Raw genomic sequence first — 16960 nt, forward strand, 5'->3', positions numbered from 1 at the left:
GCGGCCAGCTCTCTTAGCGACTGCGAAAATGCTCGTCGGGCTCTTTCGGAGAATCTTTGCGCAGAGCGCGGACGACAAAGGCATGCCGCCCGGCGCTCTTCCGATTCCGAGATCTACCCGGCCGGCATAGAGCCCTCCAGCACCGAAAATTTTCCGCTACCTTATACGGACTATAGTGAGGAAGCAGCACACCTCCTGATCCGATGCGAATTCGCGAAGTATGCGCTCCGATCGCGGCGAGGAGCACTTCCGGCGAAGAGCCGGCCAAGCTTTTCGAATCGTGATGCTCCGACACCCAAAATCTCGAATAGCCCCATCGTTCCGCAGCCCTCGCCAACGCGAGCGTATGCTGCAGCGCCGTTGCGGCCGTTTCTCCTCGTCCGATCGGCGATTGATCCAACACACCGAGCTTTAGCTTCATCCTTGTGGCCTCCTAATCCGCTTCTTCGCTTCTATCTCTCTTATATGACCGATTGTACTCCCTTATGGCGGCAAAAGAAAAAGCGAACCGCGATCGGCCCGCTTGTTTCCTGGTACAATTATTTTTTCCATTCTCGGAACGCTTCGGCCGGCTCCTTCGCCGTGTCGAACTTCTTGCCGCAAAGCGGAGCAAGCTGCTCAAGCTCCTTCAGCAAATTCGCGAATTGATCCGGGAACAGCGATTGTACGCCGTCTCCCGTCGCCGAATTGTCCGGATCGGTATGCATCTCGATAATAAGTCCATTCGCGCCCGCGGCTACCGACGCCTTCGTCATCGTCTCGACCAGCTCTCGGCGTCCCGTCGCGTGGCTCGGGTCGGCGATAACCGGCAAGTGGGAAAGCTGTTGGACGACCGGGACAGCGGCGAGGTCGAACGTATTGCGGGTGTACGTCTCGAATGTGCGGATGCCGCGTTCGCAGAGCATAACGTTCGGGTTGCCCCCGGCAAGGATGTATTCCGCTGCGTTGAGCCATTCGTCGTAAGTGGCGCTCATTCCTCGCTTGAGCAATACCGGGTTGTTGATTGTTCCGAGCTTGCGGAGCAGATCGAAGTTCTGCATGTTCCGGGTGCCGACCTGCATGATGTCCGCGTATTCCGCGCACACGTCCACGAATTCCGGCGCCATTACTTCGGTAATGGTCAACAGGCCGTATTTGTCGCCGGCATCCTTCATCCATTTCAATCCTTCGATTCCGATACCTTGGAAGCTGTACGGACCGGTGCGGGGCTTGAACGCGCCGCCGCGAAGCACTTGGCCGCCGGCCGCCTTGACGAGACGGGCGATTTCGTCGATTTGCTCCGGCGTCTCAACCGCGCAAGGGCCGCCCATAACGACGAGATTGTTTCCGCCGATTTTGACGCCTTTTACTTCAATAATCGTATCGTCCGGGTGGAATTCCCGGCTTGCAAGCTTGTAGGACTTCGAGATTTTGATGACGTTCTCGACGCCCTTCATCGAACGGATATGCTCGGCTAGATGCGGATCCGCTTTGCCGATAATGCCGATAACGGTGCGGTCCGTGCCGCGGGATACGTGCGCTTGAACGCCGCTGTTCTCGATTTGGCGGACGATTTCCGCAATGCGCTCTTCTTCGATATGAGGGGATGTGATGACGATCATGATTGTACACGCTCCAATTCGGTATGTTATTGTCGATTCGCTTTTTCACTTAGACGCTTGTTCGCTTCGACGCTTATACGCTTTTAAGCACTAAAGTAAATATACGCGAAAAAACGTATTTCTGTCAACCCTTCGCTTATTCCAATAGTAACCTGCTTTATGAGACAGCCGGTCGTCTTCGGTTGCTAAGGCGTGGCCGAAATAGAGTGATTTTCTCGTCTTATTCACACCTAACAAGTAGTGTTAGAACAAAATAAGACGAAAATTTGGCGCTATTCCTTTAATGAAGGCTGTTTTGAAGGTGCCTGCTATGTAATAAGACGAATTCATCGTCTTATCCACCCATGTGGGAACCGGTCTGGTGGAATAGAGCGATTTTTTCGTCTTATTTTTGTACGTTTCCTATTCCGCCGCAGGACGCGTATCCAAGCGGGTCGAATGTCTCAACTTGCGCTTCTCCCTGCGCTTGTTTTTGTATGCTTCGATACTAAGCTTGATAGGGTAATAACAGACTGCGCCCAGCAAGATTCCGTTGATGACGCCGCCTACGATCAGCTTCAAATTCGCCAGCAGCAGCTTGTTTACCCACATCCAAGGCAGATGGATGCTCATATGGCTGGGCAGTACCCAAGCCCCAACCATTGTGTTCAGAATAGCCATCGGCAAGTAGATGACCTTGCCGACGACGAAGCCTACCAGCGCAGCGGGCAAATTGCCCTTGAACAAATAAACGAGCGGAAATATGAGCACGAACGCGAAGCCTAAGGTCGGGAGCGTGAACATCTCCACGGCGATGCCGATTGCAAAACCCATGGCGACCATGGATGCCCCGCCCTTAGCTCGAATTAGCATCATATACTTGTATTTCATCCATCGTCTCAGCTTGCGAAGTCTCTCTTGCATGATGGTGCTCCTCTCCGAGCCAAACAAAAAAAGAAACCGTCTCTCTGTATAGGAATTAAGCTGTCGGAGCGACCCCTGTATTTTTCTCGCGTACAGTCGGCAGCAGCTTGGCCGGATTGACCGTTCGGCGAATTTCCCAAGTCGCGGCATTATTCGGATCGTACTGCTCCAAGTACGAAATGACTTCTTTCGTCAACGGAGTCGGAGTCGACGCGCCGGAAGTAACCGATACTTTGCTTATTCCTCGCAGCCATGCAGGATCGAGCTCGGACAAATCCGAAATCCGGTAAGCCTTCACTCCGCCAATCTCTTCCGAAACTTGAGCAAGACGATTGGAGTTATTGCTGCGCGGATCGCCGACTACGATGCATAGATCGGAGTCCTTGACCTGCTCCGCCACCGCTTCCTGCCGCACTTGCGTCGCCAGACAAATTTCGTTATGAATCTCCGCATGGGATAGGCTTCCAAAAGACGCGAAATCAAAGCTTTAATATCCCATTGGGACATCGTTGTTTGGTTCGTTATTATAATACGTTCGGACGAGAGTCCCAGTTCCGAAATTTCTTCTTCCTTCTCTATCAAGTGAACATGGTTGGGTGCGATCCCGATTGCGCCTTCCGGCTCGGGATGGCCTTTTTTGCCGATATAGATCACTTCGTAGCCATCTTCGACCTTCTCGCGAATCAAATCATGAGTCTTCGTAACGTCCGGGCAAGTAGCGTCTACGAGAGTCAATCCTTTGTCCCTGGCGCGCTTGCGTACTTCGGGAGACACGCCGTGAGCGGTGAAAATAACGGTGCCGCTCTCGATTTGCTCCAGGATTTCCAGCCTGTTGGGGCCGTCGAGCGTAATGATCCCTTCGTCCTTGAACGAGTCGGTGACGTGGCTGTTATGAACGATCATGCCCAAAATATAAATAGGGCGCGGCAAATCCAGGTTTCGCGCCGTCTGAAGCGCTAATACCATGGCATCTACCACGCCGTAACAGTAACCTCTTGGAGATATTTTGACGACTTCCATGCAAGCTGCCTGCTTTCCCGCCCTTAATCTTGATCTTCCCGCGATTCCGAATTCGAGAAGTCCGGGCGCTCCGATGGTTCCATTATACCGTATTCGCCCGATTGGGCAAAGTCGACGGTCCTTGGGTTCAAAGTCGGAAGCCATAGAGTAAAGGAGGTGCCTTCTTCCGTTCGCGATTTTACTTCCAGCTTTGCCTTGTGCATGTCTGCGATCCACTTCGCAATGGATAGGCCGAGACCCGTACCGGACGTCTGCCCCCTCGATTGATCCGCTCGGTAGAACCGATCGAAAATATGCGGCAAATCTTCAGCGGCGAGGCCGATCCCGGTATCGGAAACGGTAAGGCCGACATGGTTCCCGCTTCTCGATGCGTAGAGCCTGACTTTGCCGGACGGCGTGTACTTGAAGCCGTTCTCGATTAGAATAAACAAAAGCTGAAGCAAATAATCTTTATTTCCCTTCACCCAAACGCCGTCGAGCGCTTCGAACGGGCCGACGATCCACTCCGCGTGCCGCGGCAAGAAGGAAGCGCGCCTCGCGGCCTCTTCCGCCAACGGACGAAGCGACAAGGTATTCATCTCCATCGCATAACCCGCGTCGGCTCTTGCGAGCGAAAGCAAGTCGTTGACGAGCCGGCTCATCCGGCGCGCTTCATCCGCTATATCGCTTATCGCTTCGAGCGACATCGTCTTTCGTTCGGCTTCCGGAAGCTTATGCGCAGCGTGCCCCTCTGAGCCTTCCGGAGGAAGCGTCCAAATTTTCTCAAGCAAATCGACGTTGCCGCGTATCGTCGTCAGCGGCGTGCGCAGCTCATGCGATGCGTCGGAGACGAATCGCCTCTGCGCCGTATTCGACTCCTCCAGATGGTTGTACGCGACCTCCAGCCGGGCCAGCATGCCGTTCAACGTGTCGGTCAGCCGGCCGATTTCGTCGTTCGGCGTTTCCCTCGGAATGCGCAATCCAAGCTCCGAGCCGCTCTGGATTTGCTCGGCCGCCTCGGTAACGCGTCCAATCGGTCGAAGAGCTTTGCGGGACACGAGCATCCCCAGACTGAACGCCGCCGCAATGCTGAACAGACCCGCGAAAATCAGGATCGACCTCAAAAAGGAAAAAAGGCTTTCCTCGCGTTCCGTATACGCTCCTACTTGAAGCATCCCGACGAGATTCCCATCCAACGTTAACAACGGCGTTTCGTAAATCAAAAACCGGGTCCCGCCCAAGGTGTCGGAAAAAAACCTTCCTTTGGCTTGCGGATCAACCTTGCTGAAGTCGGATACAGGAAACGTAATGTTTGTGCGAATAAGATTATTCGTTTTGTCGATGGATTTCCCGCTTTTGTCCTGGGTATAATTCACAAGCTGAATGCCGTAAATGTTCGCATCGAATCCTTGAGGCACTTGCGCATTCAAATCCAGACCGCCATTAAAAATTTTGGCCTGCACTCGCATGTTCGCGGATAGCTTTGCCAGCTCCCCTCTAATATCCGACATCGTGCTATTATATACAACGCTGTAAATAAGCAGCCCGAACCCGATAAGAACGGCCGCCAGCAGCCCGGAATACCACAATGTTAGCCGAAGCCTGATGGACATGCTAGCTATCCCCTTTCAGGACGTACCCCGCTCCCCGCACGGTTTGAATAATTCGCTTGCCCCCGTGCTCCTCCATCTTCTGCCTCAGCATCGCCACGTATACTTCAAGCACGTTGGATTCGCCGCTGTAATCGTAGCCCCAAATCCGCTCCATAATCTGATCGCGGGAAAGCACGCGCTTCGGGTTCTGCATGAACAGATGCAGCAGATCGAATTCCTTGGCGGTCAGCTCGATCCTCTTGCCGTCGCGAATCGTTTCCCTGCCGTCGTAATCAAGCGTCACGTCTTCGAATCTCAGCCTGCCGTCTTCCTCCGCTCTTTCCGGACGTCGGCGAAGAAGCGCCCGTACGCGCGCCATCAGCTCCTCCAGAGCGAAAGGCTTCACCAAGTAATCGTCCGCTCCGAGATCGAGCCCCTTCACGCGATCCTGCACCTCGTCGCGCGCCGTCAGCAAAAGCACAGGCGCGGAGATGCCCGCTTCCCTGAGCCGACGGCATACTTCCCAGCCGTCCAGCTTCGGCATCATGACGTCCAGTATGATCAGCTCCGCGTTCTTCTCCCCAAGCAACCGAATTCCGTCAGCCCCATCGTGAGCCGTCGTTACTTCGTATCCTTCGAACGCCAAGCTGCGGCGAAGCAGCGACGTAATTTTGTCGTCATCGTCTATGACTACGATATGAGGTCTCATTCCCGACCGGCCTCCTAAGCGCGCTCTATTGCCCTGATTGTACTCTATGAAAGGGAAAAGCGGGAAGCCCTGAAGGACTGCCCGCTTCCTGGTGTGCGAATACGTTATTCGACATCCTCGAAATCGTTTTTGTTGCCGACCTCGACCTTAACGTCGATTTTATTGCCGCCGCGAATGACGTTCAAGGTCACTTTATCGCCGATCGCTTTCTTCTGAATGGCTGCAATAAGATCGTCCGGCGTATTATACGACGTGCCGTCCATCCCCGTGATGACGTCGTATTGGCGCAGATCGCCGCGATAAGCCGGCGTGCCGTATACGACATTCGATACGATAGAGCCTTTGGTGGTGTCGATGCCCAATTTCTTCGCGATATCCGACGTAATGGCCGTCAATTTCGCTCCGATGAAAGGCACCGGCTTTTTCGGAATTTGCGTATTCGATTTCAGGTTTTCCAGAACATCCGTAATTGTGCTGGTCGGAATGGCGAAGCCGATGCCTTGCGCCTCCGAGCTGACTGCCGTGTTGATGCCGATGACTTCTCCGTTAAGATTCAGCAAAGGCCCGCCCGAGTTGCCCGGATTAATCGATGCGTCCGTCTGCAGCAAATGTTCATAGTTGCGTTGGCCTTCCGTATCCTGAATGCTGATTTGGCGTTCGTTGGCGCTCAGCACGCCGACCGTTACCGTATGATCGAAGCCGTAAGGGTTGCCGATAGCCACAACCCAGTCGCCCATGTTCGCGCTGCCGGAATCGCCCAGCTTCAACGTCGGGAAGGTCGCTCCTTCGATCTTCAATACCGCAAGGTCCAGATCGCGGCTGGAGCCGAGCAGCTTGGCCGTGAACGGCTTGTTGTGGCCGATGACGGTAACCTCGATTTTGTCGGCATCCGCCACGACGTGCTGGTTAGTCAAAATGTAGCCCGTCGAGTCGAAAATAAAGCCGGAGCCCATTCCGCTTTCCTGCAATGTTCCGTCGGTGCCGTTACTGCCGTTGTTGCCGTTGCTTCCGTTATTGCCGTCTTGGCCGCTGCCGTCATCGCCGAAAAACTGGCGGAAGAACGGATCGTCGAACATGCTGTTATTGCTCCGCGAGTTTGTACGAACATTCGTATATGTCTCGATCTTCACGACCGCAGGAGATGATTGCTCGAATATTTTCGCGATATTGTTCGGCCTCACGACGTCCGCCGCATTATTGACTGTCGTACTGGCTGCCTTCACTCCGGAATTTTGCGTGGAAGCGTTGCTTACGTAAGTCTCGTTTCCGAACCAGTTGCCGCGATCGGCGGCGAACATAAGGCCACCCACCGCTACGACGCCGACCATGAAAGCCGAGAAAATGCCGCGGAACGACGTTCTTTTCGGCTTTGCTCCGTCCCAGCCGCCGCGGCCTCCTCCGCCTCCGCCCGATACGGTGAAAGGACGGTATTCCCTTGAGCTTGCGACAACTTCCACCGGTTCTTGTCCTTGCTCGGAAGTCGGCTCCAATCTATCGTTCGATGAGCTGTAAGCGGACGTTCCGCCAAAAGGGCCGTAAGTATAGGTTTCCGGTTCACGACGCGTTTCGGCGAAAGAGTCTTCGCTTTCCTGCCGGAAACCATTGTCCTCTTTGCGATCGCTTGGTCCAAACGGAAATTCGTTCCATTCTTCCGGTTTTTTGTTTTGATCGTCCATCTTCCATTCCTCCTATAGCGTGCTATCGCGAGCGCGCCTTTCTGTCTTGCTTGTTACCCATAATGAACCTCCAACCTTAAAATTAACTTAAACGAAAATGAAAGACCCATAAAACCTCGAACAAAAATAGAGAGCGCGATTTTTTCGAACCGCAAATAAATAGCGGCACTGCCTAGTGCCGCTATCGTCGGGTATAGTTCCAATATGGATTGCGGGTTCAAACCGGAAAGATCGTCTCCACTTCCCGCAGCTTGCGGCCCGCCGCCTCGACCCAGGCAGGTTCGATGCTTGCGTCGGGATCGACCGGATCGGAAAATTGATCGAACAGCGCTCCTAACGTACGGGCTTGCGCCTCGGAATCGAGTCCTTCATTGTAGAGATGTCTCAAGACAAAGGGCTGACCGAATCTTATTTGAGCTTCATTGTTGGCCGTCTCGCTGTCCAGCCTGCCGACCTCGACGTCGAACGGAATGCGGAGGAACACGGTATTCGCTTCGTCGAGCGCGCAGTCGAACGAACCGTGATCGTATTCCCAGCCTCCGCCCAGCGCGAACCCTTTTTCCGCCAAAGCGTCCTGCACCGGAACGAATTCGAGTTGACGAGAAGTTAGCGAGGATGCAAGGGAATGCATGGGGAAACCCCCTTTTATTAAAGTAGGTTATCCCTAAGTTGCCCCGTTTAACCCTCTTTTACCCATCCTTTTCGATGCGCGTATATGGCAAGCTGGGTTCGGTCGTCCACTTCGCACTTCATCAACAGGTTGCTGACGTGGGTTTTGACCGTTTTGATGCTGATATGAAGCTCGTCGCCGATTTCTTTATTCGCTTTCCCTTCCGCGATCAGAAGCAGGACTTCCCGTTCGCGTTCGGTAAGACCTTCGCCGTCATTCTGAACGGAGCGCTTGCGCAGCCCTCTCGTCAGCGCCTGGGATACATCCCCGCTCATGACCGGCATGTTCTTGATCGCCCCTTGCATCGCGTATAAAAGCTCGTCGGCCGATACCGTTTTGAGCACGTAGCTCACAGCTCCCGCCTCGATTGCTTCGACCACCTTGTCGTCTTCCAGAAAGCTTGTCAAAATAATAATTCGCAGCTCCGGAAAGGAGTCCAGAAGCGCCTTCGTCGTCTCGACTCCGTCCATATGGGGCATCATGAGATCCATGAGGACGAGTTGGGGCATTCTCCCGTCAAAGCCGCCGTTCTTCAGCTTTTCGAGAGCATCGATGCCGCTGGCCGCTTCTCCGATCACTTCAAACCGCGAATCCAGCATCAAATATGTACGAAGCCCCATTCGGACCATTTCGTGATCGTCCACGATCATGACTTTCCATGAGACTCCCGTTTCGTTCGTCATTTTGGCGTACTCTCCTTCTCAGTGCTAGGTTCGAATTTCGGAAACCAGACCTTGACTCTCGTTCCCGAGCCCGGCTTGGTTACGATTTCGGCTTCTCCGCCAAGCTTTTGGGCTCGCTCCCGCATCGTGGACAGCCCATAGGCCCCGGTTCGAACCTGTTCGGCCCGGAAGCCGGCTCCGTCGTCTTCGATGTTCAAAGACAGCTGCCTGTCCGTCTCCCCGAGGAATAACCGTACGACTTTCGCTTCCGCATGCTTCACCACATTCGCCATCGCTTCCTGAATAATGAGAAACAGCTGGTGCTCCATCGCTTCCGAGACCGGACTCCGCAATTGTATGTCCAGCGTTCCTTGCAAGCCGTTCTGCCGGCAGTAGTCGGGAAACCACCTGTCCAGAGCCTCTTCCAGCGTTCGGCCTTGCAGCTCCAACGGACGAAGCTGGGCGATCAGGCTCCGCATCTGCCGTTGGGCGGTAGACGACATCGCAATCAACTGCTCCATAACCTTCGCCGCGTGCTCCGCATCCCGCTCCAGCAGCTTGGGCAGCGAGGATGCCGACATGTGAAGCGCAAAAAGCTGCTGGCTTACCGTATCGTGCAAATCCCGCGCCAATCGGCGCCGTTCCTCGAGCACGGCATTTTCCTGCGAGGACACTTCCTCGACGCTCTTCTCGCCAAGCTGTTGAAGCAGCTTGAGCCGCGACTCCAACGCGCTCAGCATGGCGTTGAAATCCAGAAATACGCCGGCAAAGGCATCCATTCCGAGGGAAGGCAGCTTGGCCGTCCAATTGCCGGCCGCCGCTTGTTTGATCGCAAGCTGCAGCTGATCGATCCGTTGCTGCGTCCGCCTCCCCAACACGTAGCCGACCGCCATCGCGAGAACGATCAGCCCCGCAGCCCAGCCGTACCAGTCTTTCCCTTCAATCGGACTATCGGACGTCTCCGTCCAAGCGAAGAACAGCGCCATGGCAAGCGAGATGGCTCCGGTGTAAAGCGTCCACTCCCATTTGCTGTTCCGAACGAATCGCATCATCGGACGCTCAGCCCACCTTCGTCACTCGAACGTCGCCGATGAACGAGCTTACGACGAGTACGACTTTTTTTTCCGTGTCTTGGTAGCTGAGCGTTTCTACCGTCGTCTGGTTAAATAATCCGCCGCGCTTCTGATCCAGTATGGAGACGTCGCCGATCAGGCAGCTCGACACGACTTGAACGCCGATGTTTGCGTCGTTAGGCACGAACACCTTCACATCCCCGATAAAAGAGGAAATATACAGCTTTGTCTCGCCGCTCGGAATTTGCGCTTTCGTCAGATCGATCGTCGTATCGCCGATGAACATCGATATGTTCATGGGACGCAGCTCCCAGTAATCGTTGCCGAGAAAGATATCGCCGATGAAGCGGCTGTGGCTCTGTTTCCCTTCGTGCCAGCGGTCTTTCCAATGATCCTTGTGCCAATGGCGCCCATGATGGTGAGCGTGTCTCTCATCCCTATAGTGCTGACGGTATTGGTCGCGCTCTTGCCGATAGGGGTCGCTGTGCTGCTGACGCTCCTGAGCGTGTGACTGCCGTTCCCGCTCATCGGAGTATGCAGCAGGATCGTTAACGGGAGCGCCGTTCGCATTCGTGAACGAGGCCGCCGGATCGTCCGTTAGCGGAGGGGCCGGCGGAGGGCCGTGATGCTGGAACGGATTCGGCGGCACCGGCGGAGGGGTCACGGAATTCCATCCGTCCGCTCCGTGATCGGCTTGGCGATCGGTACGCTTCGGCCGATTGCCTCGAAACAGCATGCAGATGCCGATCCATATGACGACAGCGGGCCATAGCTGGCCGATTTCCCACTCGAACCAGTCCAGATTTCTGCCCAGAAAATAAACGCCGACCGCAACGACGATCGGATTCCAGCACAAGCCGCCGTTGCGTTGGAGCAGCAGTCCCTGCAGCCCGAAAAAAATGACAATTACCGGCCAATATACGGAGAATAGCTCGCCGATATCGAACGATGCCGCCCTGTCTGATTCAAGAGGAAGACGACTCCGATCGCGATGACGACGATCCCCCAGAAAAAGCGGTGAAGGAAAGACGATTGCATAAATACCTACCTCCGAGTAGCGAGTTGTTAATTCTAGTATAAGGGATGAGGAAGCCCGATAGACAGCGTCGGGAGGTTGAAAATTCCCTCGGTCTCGAGACTGAGGCGGCCGATTTTCACGCTCGAATAACTAACACGAAACATGTGTATGTTAAATTTCTTTACAGCCATCGTTGACATATGTGACTCTCGCCTATATAATGAGGGCGAATTTCTGCTTATTATGTTAGATTTCTACAATGTTTGTGGGGGAATAAAAGATGGAGATAGCGGAACTATCCCGTGGCATGGACACGATATGGGTCGTGTTGACCGCAGCCATGATTTTGCTTATGGAGGGCGGCTTCGCCTTGCTTGAGGCCGGCTTCGTTCGCCAGAAAAGCGGTCAGCATCATTATGAAGGTGTTTGTCGACATTTCGTCGGCGCGCTTTTTTTTATTTCATGGGCTTCGCCATCATGTACGGCAAGGATGCCGGCCTCAAGCAAAGGCGAAGCCGCCCTCCATAAGCAAAATCATGGCTGCGGTCAACACGACCCATATCGTGTCCATGCCACGGGATAGTTCCGCTATCTCCATCTTTTATTCCCCCACAAACATTGTAGAAATCTAACATAATAAGCAGAAATTCGCCCTCATTATATAGGCGAGAGTCACATATGTCAACGATGGCTGTAAAGAAATTTAACATACACATGTTTCGTGTTAGTTATTCGAGCGTGAAAATCGGCCGCCTCAGTCTCGAGACCGAGGGAATTTTCAACCTCCCGACGCTGTCTATCGGGCTTCCTCATCCCTTATACTAGAATTAACAACTCGCTACTCGGAGGTAGGTATTTATGCAATCGTCTTTCCTTCACCGCTTTTTCTGGGGGATCGTCGTCATCGCGATCGGAGTCGTCTTCCTCTTGAATCAGACAGGGGCGGCATCGTTCGATATCGGCGAGCTATTCTCCGTATATTGGCCGGTAATTGTCATTTTTTCGGGCTGCAGGGACTGCTGCTCCAACGCAACGGCGGCTTGTGCTGGAATCCGATCGTCGTTGCGGTCGGCGTTTATTTTCTGGGCAGAAATCTGGACTGGTTCGAGTGGGAAATCGGCCAGCTATGGCCCGCTGTCGTCATATGGATCGGCATCTGCATGCTGTTTCGAGGCAATCGGCCGAAGCGTACCGATCGCCAAGCCGATCACGGAGCGGACGGATGGAATTCCGTGACCCCTCCGCCGGTGCCGCCGAATCCGTTCCAGCATCACGGCCCTCCGCCGGCCCCTCCGCTAACGGACGATCCGGCGGCCTCGTTCACGAATGCGAACGGCGCTCCCGTTAACGATCCTGCTGCATACTCCGATGAGCGGGAACGGCAGTCACACGCTCAGGAGCGTCAGCAGCACAGCGACCCCCTATCGGCAAGAGCGCGACCAATACCGTCAGCACTATAGGGATGAGAGACACGCTCACCATCATGGGCGCCATTGGCACAAGGATCATTGGAAAGACCGCTGGCACGAAGGGAAACAGAGCCACAGCCGCTTCATCGGCGATATCTTTCTCGGCAACGATTACTGGGAGCTGCGTCCCATGAACATATCGATGTTCATCGGCGATACGACGATCGATCTGACGAAAGCGCAAATTCCGAGCGGCGAGACAAAGCTGTATATTTCCTCTTTTATCGGGGATGTGAAGGTGTTCGTGCCTAACGACGCAAACATCGGCGTTCAAGTCGTGTCGAGCTGCCTGATCGGCGACGTCTCCATACTGGATCAGAAGCGCGGCGGATTATTTAACCAGACGACGGTAGAAACGCTCAGCTACCAAGACACGGAAAAAAAGTCGTACTCGTCGTAAGCTCGTTCATCGGCGACGTTCGAGTGACGAAGGTGGGCTGAGCGTCCGATGATGCGATTCGTTCGGAACAGCAAATGGGAGTGGACGCTTTACACCGGAGCCATCTCGCTTGCCATGGCGCTGTTCTTCGCTTGGACGGAGACGTCCGATAGTCCGATTGAAGGGAAAGACTGGTACGGCTGGGCTGCGGGGCTGATCGTTCTCGCGATGGCGGTCGGCTACGTGTTGGGGAGGCGGACGCAGCAACGGATCGATCAGCTGCAGCTTGCGATCAAACAAGCGGCGGCCGGCAATTGGACGGCCAAGCTGCCTTCCCTCGGAATGGATGCCTTTGCCGGCGTATTTCTGGATTTCAACGCCATGCTGAGCGCGTTGGAGTCGCGGCTCAAGCTGCTTCAACAGCTTGGCGAGAAGAGCGTCGAGGAAGTGTCCTCGCAGGAAAATGCCGTGCTCGAGGAACGGCGCCGATTGGCGCGGGATTTGCACGATACGGTAAGCCAGCAGCTTTTTGCGCTTCACATGTCGGCATCCTCGCTGCCCAAGCTGCTGGAGCGGGATGCGGAGCACGCGGCGAAGGTTATGGAGCAGTTGATTGCGATGTCGTCTACCGCCCAACGGCAGATGCGGAGCCTGATCGCCCAGCTTCGTCCGTTGGAGCTGCAAGGCCGAACGCTGGAAGAGGCTCTGGACAGGTGGTTTCCCGACTACTGCCGGCAGAACGGCTTGCAAGGAACGCTGGACATACAATTGCGGAGTCCGGTCTCGGAAGCGATGGAGCACCAGCTGTTTCTCATTATTCAGGAAGCGATGGCGAATGTGGTGAAGCATGCGGAAGCGAAAGTCGTACGGTTATTCCTCGGGGAGACGGACAGGCAGCTGTCTTTGAACATCGAAGACGACGGAGCCGGCTTCCGCCGCCGAGGTGACAACCGGATTCCGAAGGCTTCGACCGGGCCTATGGCTGTCCACATGGGGAGCGAGCCCAAAAGCTTGGCGGAGAAGCCGAAATCGTAACCAAGCCGGGCTCGGGAACGAGAGTCAAGGTCTGGTTTCCGAAATTCGAACCTAGCACTGAGAAGGAGAGTACGCCAAAATGACGAACGAAACGGGAGTCTCATGGAAAGTCATGATCGTGGACGATCACGAAATGGTCCGAATGGGGCTTCGTACATATTTGATGCTGGATTCGCGGTTTGAAGTGATCGGAGAAGCGGCCAGCGGCATCGATGCTCTCGAAAAGCTGAAGAACGGCGGCTTTGACGGGAGAATGCCCCAACTCGTCCTCATGGATCTCATGATGCCCCATATGGACGGAGTCGAGACGACGAAGGCGCTTCTGGACTCCTTTCCGGAGCTGCGAATTATTATTTTGACAAGCTTTCTGGAAGACGACAAGGTGGTCGAAGCAATCGAGGCGGGAGCTGTGAGCTACGTGCTCAAAACGGTATCGGCCGACGAGCTTTTATACGCGATGCAAGGGGCGATCAAGAACATGCGGTCATGAGCGGGGATGTATCCCAGGCGCTGACGAGAGGGCTGCGCAAGCGCTCCGTTCAGAATGACGGCGAAGGTCTTACCGAACGCGAACGGGAAGTCCTGCTTCTGATCGCGGAAGGGAAAGCGAATAAAGAAATCGGCGACGAGCTTCATATCAGCATCAAAACGGTCAAAACCCACGTCAGCAACCTGTTGATGAAGTGCGAAGTGGACGACCGAACCCAGCTTGCCATATACGCGCATCGAAAAGGATGGGTAAAAGAGGGTTAAACGGGGCAACTTAGGGATAACCTACTTTAATAAAAGGGGGTTTCCCCATGCATTCCCTTGCATCCTCGCTAACTTCTCGTCAACTCGAATTCGTTCCGGTGCAGGACGCTTTGGCGGAAAAAGGGTTCGCGCTGGGCGGAGGCTGGGAATACGATCACGGTTCGTTCGACTGCGCGCTCGACGAAGCGAATACCGTGTTCCTCCGCATTCCGTTCGACGTCGAGGTCGGCAGGCTGGACAGCGAGACGGCCAACAATGAAGCTCAAATAAGATTCGGTCAGCCCTTTGTCTTGAGACATCTCTACAATGAAGGACTCGATTCCGAGGCGCAAGCCCGTACGTTAGGAGCGCTGTTCGATCAATTTTCCGATCCGGTCGATCCCGACGCAAGCATCGAACCTGCCTGGGTCGAGGCGGCGGGCCGCAAGCTGCGGGAAGTGGAGACGATCTTTCCGGTTTGAACCCGCAATCCATATTGGAACTATACCCGACGATAGCGGCACTAGGCAGTGCCGCTATTTATTTGCGGTTCGAAAAAATCGCGCTCTCTATTTTTGTTCGAGGTTTTATGGGTCTTTCATTTTCGTTTAAGTTAATTTTAAGGTTGGAGGTTCATTATGGGTAACAAGCAAGACAGAAAGGCGCGCTCGCGATAGCACGCTATAGGAGGAATGGAAGATGGACGATCAAAACAAAAAACCGGAAGAATGGAACGAATTTCCGTTTGGACCAAGCGATCGCAAAGAGGACAATGGTTTCCGGCAGGAAAGCGAAGACTCTTTCGCCGAAACGCGTCGTGAACCGGAAACCTATACTTACGGCCCTTTTGGCGGAACGTCCGCTTACAGCTCATCGAACGATAGATTGGAGCCGACTTCCGAGCAAGGACAAGAACCGGTGGAAGTTGTCGCAAGCTCAAGGAATACCGTCCTTTCACCGTATCGGCGGAGGCGGAGGAGGCCGCGGCGGCTGGGACGGAGCAAAGCCGAAAAGAACGTCGTTCCGCGGCATTTTCTCGGCTTTCATGGTCGGCGTCGTAGCGGTGGGTGGCCTTATGTTCGCCGCCGATCGCGGCAACTGGTTCGGAAACGAGACTTACGTAAGCAACGCTTCCACGCAAAATTCCGGAGTGAAGGCAGCCAGTACGACAGTCAATAATGCGGCGGACGTCGTGAGCCGGAACAATATCGCGAAAATATTCGAGCAATCATCTCCTGCGTCGGTGAAGATCGAGACATATACGAATGTTCGTACAAAACTCGCGGAGCAATAACAGCATGTTCGACGATCCGTTCTTCCGCCAGTTTTTCGGCGATGACGGCAGCGGCCAAGACGGCAATAACGGAAGCAAACGGCAACAACGGCAGTAACGGCACCGACGGAACATTGCAGGAAAGCGGAATGGGCTCCGGCTTTATTTTCGACTCGACGGGCTACATTTTGACTAACCAGCACGTCGTGGCGGATGCCGACAAAATCGAGTTACCGTCATCGGCCACAACAAGCCGTTCACGGCCAAGCTGCTCGGCTCCAGCCGCGATCTGGACCTTGCGGTATTGAAGATCGAAGGAGCGACCTTCCCGACGTTGAAGCTGGGCGATTCCGGCAGCGCGAACATGGGCGACTGGGTTGTGGCTATCGGCAACCCTTACGGCTTCGATCATACGGTAACGGTCGGCGTGCTGAGCGCCAACGAACGCCAAATCAGCATTCAGGATACGGAAGGCCAACGCAACTATGAACATTTGCTGCAGACGGACGCATCGATTAATCCGGGCAACTCGGGCGGCCTTTGCTGAATCTTAACGGAGAAGTCATCGGCATCAACACGGCAGTCAGCTCGGAGGCGCAAGGCATCGGCTTCGCCATTCCGACCAGCACAATTACGGATGTTCTGGAAAACCTGAAATCGAATACGCAAATTCCGAAAAAGCCGGTGCCTTTCATCGGAGCGAAATTGACGGCCATTACGTCGGATATCGCGAAGAAATTGGGCATCGACACCACCAAAGGCTCTATCGTATCGAAATGTCGTATACGGCACGCCGGCTTATCGCGGCGATCTGCGCCAATACGACGTCATCACGGGGATGACGGCACGTCGTATAATACGCCGGACGATCTTATTGCAGCCATTCAGAAGAAAGCGATCGGCGATAAAGTGACCTTGAACGTCATTCGCGGCGGCAATAAAATCGACTTAAGGTCGAGGTCGGCAACAAAAACGATTTCGAGGATGTCGAATAACGTATTCGCACACCAGGAAGCGGGCAGTCCTTCAGGCTTCCCGCTTTTCCCTTTCATAGAGTACAATCAGGGCAATAGAGCGCGCTTAGGAGGCCGGTCGGGAATGAGACCTCATATCGTAGTCATAGACGATGACGACAAAATTACGTCGCTGCTTCGCCGCAGCTTGGCGTT

General features: G+C 54.5%; 16 protein-coding genes and 6 pseudogenes. 10 read left to right on the forward strand and 12 right to left on the reverse strand.

Features of this window, described 5'->3' with window-relative positions; all coding sequences use genetic code 11:
• The 12 genes and pseudogenes from D3H35_RS00005 to D3H35_RS31620 all read right to left on the reverse strand — a co-directional run.
• Positions 1 to 421: pseudogene (locus D3H35_RS00005) on the reverse strand (MsnO8 family LLM class oxidoreductase); the annotation flags it as partial.
• Between the two features lie 118 nt (positions 422 to 539).
• Positions 540 to 1601: a 3-deoxy-7-phosphoheptulonate synthase gene (gene aroF, locus D3H35_RS00010; RefSeq protein ID WP_119147250.1), complete on the reverse strand. Its 1062-nt coding sequence runs from the start codon at positions 1599 to 1601 to the stop codon at positions 540 to 542.
• A 402-nt stretch (positions 1602 to 2003) separates the two neighbouring features.
• On the reverse strand, positions 2004 to 2504 hold the full coding sequence (locus D3H35_RS00015; RefSeq protein WP_233567645.1) for a DUF2062 domain-containing protein: 501 nt from the start codon (positions 2502 to 2504) through the stop codon (positions 2004 to 2006).
• 55 nt (positions 2505 to 2559) lie between these two features.
• A pseudogene (locus D3H35_RS00020) lies at positions 2560 to 3524 on the reverse strand (4-hydroxy-3-methylbut-2-enyl diphosphate reductase).
• 23 nt (positions 3525 to 3547) lie between these two features.
• A complete protein-coding gene (locus D3H35_RS00025) occupies positions 3548 to 5116 on the reverse strand; it encodes a sensor histidine kinase (RefSeq protein ID WP_119147251.1) in 1569 nt (522 codons plus the stop codon).
• Position 5117: 1 nt separating this feature from the next.
• Complete coding sequence (locus D3H35_RS00030; protein ID WP_119147252.1) at positions 5118 to 5804, reverse strand: response regulator transcription factor; 687 nt, start codon at positions 5802 to 5804, stop codon at positions 5118 to 5120.
• Positions 5805 to 5908: 104 nt separating this feature from the next.
• Positions 5909 to 7480, reverse strand: coding sequence for a S1C family serine protease (locus D3H35_RS00035; RefSeq protein ID WP_119147253.1), 1572 nt, complete (start codon positions 7478 to 7480; stop codon positions 5909 to 5911).
• Positions 7481 to 7697: 217 nt separating this feature from the next.
• Positions 7698 to 8111: a YugN family protein gene (locus tag D3H35_RS00040; protein ID WP_119147254.1), complete on the reverse strand. Its 414-nt coding sequence runs from the start codon at positions 8109 to 8111 to the stop codon at positions 7698 to 7700.
• A 47-nt stretch (positions 8112 to 8158) separates the two neighbouring features.
• Positions 8159 to 8833, reverse strand: coding sequence for a response regulator (locus D3H35_RS00045; RefSeq protein ID WP_119147255.1), 675 nt, complete (start codon positions 8831 to 8833; stop codon positions 8159 to 8161).
• Positions 8830 to 9864, reverse strand: coding sequence for a HAMP domain-containing sensor histidine kinase (locus D3H35_RS00050; protein WP_325049964.1), 1035 nt, complete (start codon positions 9862 to 9864; stop codon positions 8830 to 8832). The genes D3H35_RS00045 and D3H35_RS00050 overlap by 4 nt, the downstream gene beginning before the upstream one ends.
• 7 nt (positions 9865 to 9871) lie before the next feature.
• The gene (gene liaF, locus D3H35_RS00055; RefSeq protein ID WP_411675109.1) at positions 9872 to 10825 is read right to left on the reverse strand and encodes a cell wall-active antibiotics response protein LiaF; all 954 of its coding nucleotides are present in this window, start codon (positions 10823 to 10825) and stop codon (positions 9872 to 9874) included.
• A complete protein-coding gene (locus tag D3H35_RS31620; RefSeq protein ID WP_233567647.1) occupies positions 10792 to 10923 on the reverse strand; it encodes a LiaI-LiaF-like domain-containing protein in 132 nt (43 codons plus the stop codon). Before D3H35_RS31620 ends, liaF (D3H35_RS00055) begins: the two co-directional genes overlap by 34 nt.
• 260 nt (positions 10924 to 11183) lie before the next feature.
• Between D3H35_RS31620 and D3H35_RS31625 the strand changes: the two are divergent.
• The 10 genes and pseudogenes from D3H35_RS31625 to D3H35_RS31660 all read left to right on the forward strand — a co-directional run.
• Positions 11184 to 11401: pseudogene (locus D3H35_RS31625) on the forward strand (ammonium transporter); the annotation flags it as partial.
• A gap of 389 nt (positions 11402 to 11790) precedes the next feature.
• Positions 11791 to 12363, forward strand: a pseudogene (locus D3H35_RS31630) (LiaI-LiaF-like domain-containing protein); the annotation flags it as partial.
• A gap of 139 nt (positions 12364 to 12502) precedes the next feature.
• Positions 12503 to 12772, forward strand: coding sequence for a cell wall-active antibiotics response protein LiaF (gene liaF / locus D3H35_RS31635; protein WP_233567649.1), 270 nt, complete (start codon positions 12503 to 12505; stop codon positions 12770 to 12772).
• 48 nt (positions 12773 to 12820) lie between these two features.
• Positions 12821 to 13786: a sensor histidine kinase gene (locus tag D3H35_RS00075; protein WP_199728441.1), complete on the forward strand. Its 966-nt coding sequence runs from the start codon at positions 12821 to 12823 to the stop codon at positions 13784 to 13786.
• Positions 13787 to 13865: 79 nt separating this feature from the next.
• Positions 13866 to 14539: pseudogene (locus tag D3H35_RS31640) on the forward strand (response regulator).
• 47 nt (positions 14540 to 14586) lie between these two features.
• Positions 14587 to 15000, forward strand: coding sequence for a YugN family protein (locus tag D3H35_RS00085; RefSeq protein ID WP_119147254.1), 414 nt, complete (start codon positions 14587 to 14589; stop codon positions 14998 to 15000).
• Positions 15001 to 15335: 335 nt separating this feature from the next.
• The gene (locus tag D3H35_RS31645; RefSeq protein WP_233567650.1) at positions 15336 to 15812 is read left to right on the forward strand and encodes a hypothetical protein; all 477 of its coding nucleotides are present in this window, start codon (positions 15336 to 15338) and stop codon (positions 15810 to 15812) included.
• 41 nt (positions 15813 to 15853) lie between these two features.
• Complete coding sequence (locus tag D3H35_RS31650; protein ID WP_233567651.1) at positions 15854 to 16099, forward strand: trypsin-like peptidase domain-containing protein; 246 nt, start codon at positions 15854 to 15856, stop codon at positions 16097 to 16099.
• On the forward strand, positions 16081 to 16338 hold the full coding sequence (locus D3H35_RS31655) for a S1C family serine protease (RefSeq protein WP_233567653.1): 258 nt from the start codon (positions 16081 to 16083) through the stop codon (positions 16336 to 16338). Before D3H35_RS31650 ends, D3H35_RS31655 begins: the two co-directional genes overlap by 19 nt.
• Positions 16332 to 16960: pseudogene (locus tag D3H35_RS31660) on the forward strand (S1C family serine protease); the annotation flags it as partial. The gene D3H35_RS31655 and the pseudogene D3H35_RS31660, both read left to right, overlap by 7 nt.

Origin of the sequence: Cohnella faecalis (assembly GCF_003570905.1) — a bacterium.
In the GTDB taxonomy this organism is placed as follows: domain Bacteria; phylum Bacillota; class Bacilli; order Paenibacillales; family Paenibacillaceae; genus Cohnella; species Cohnella faecalis.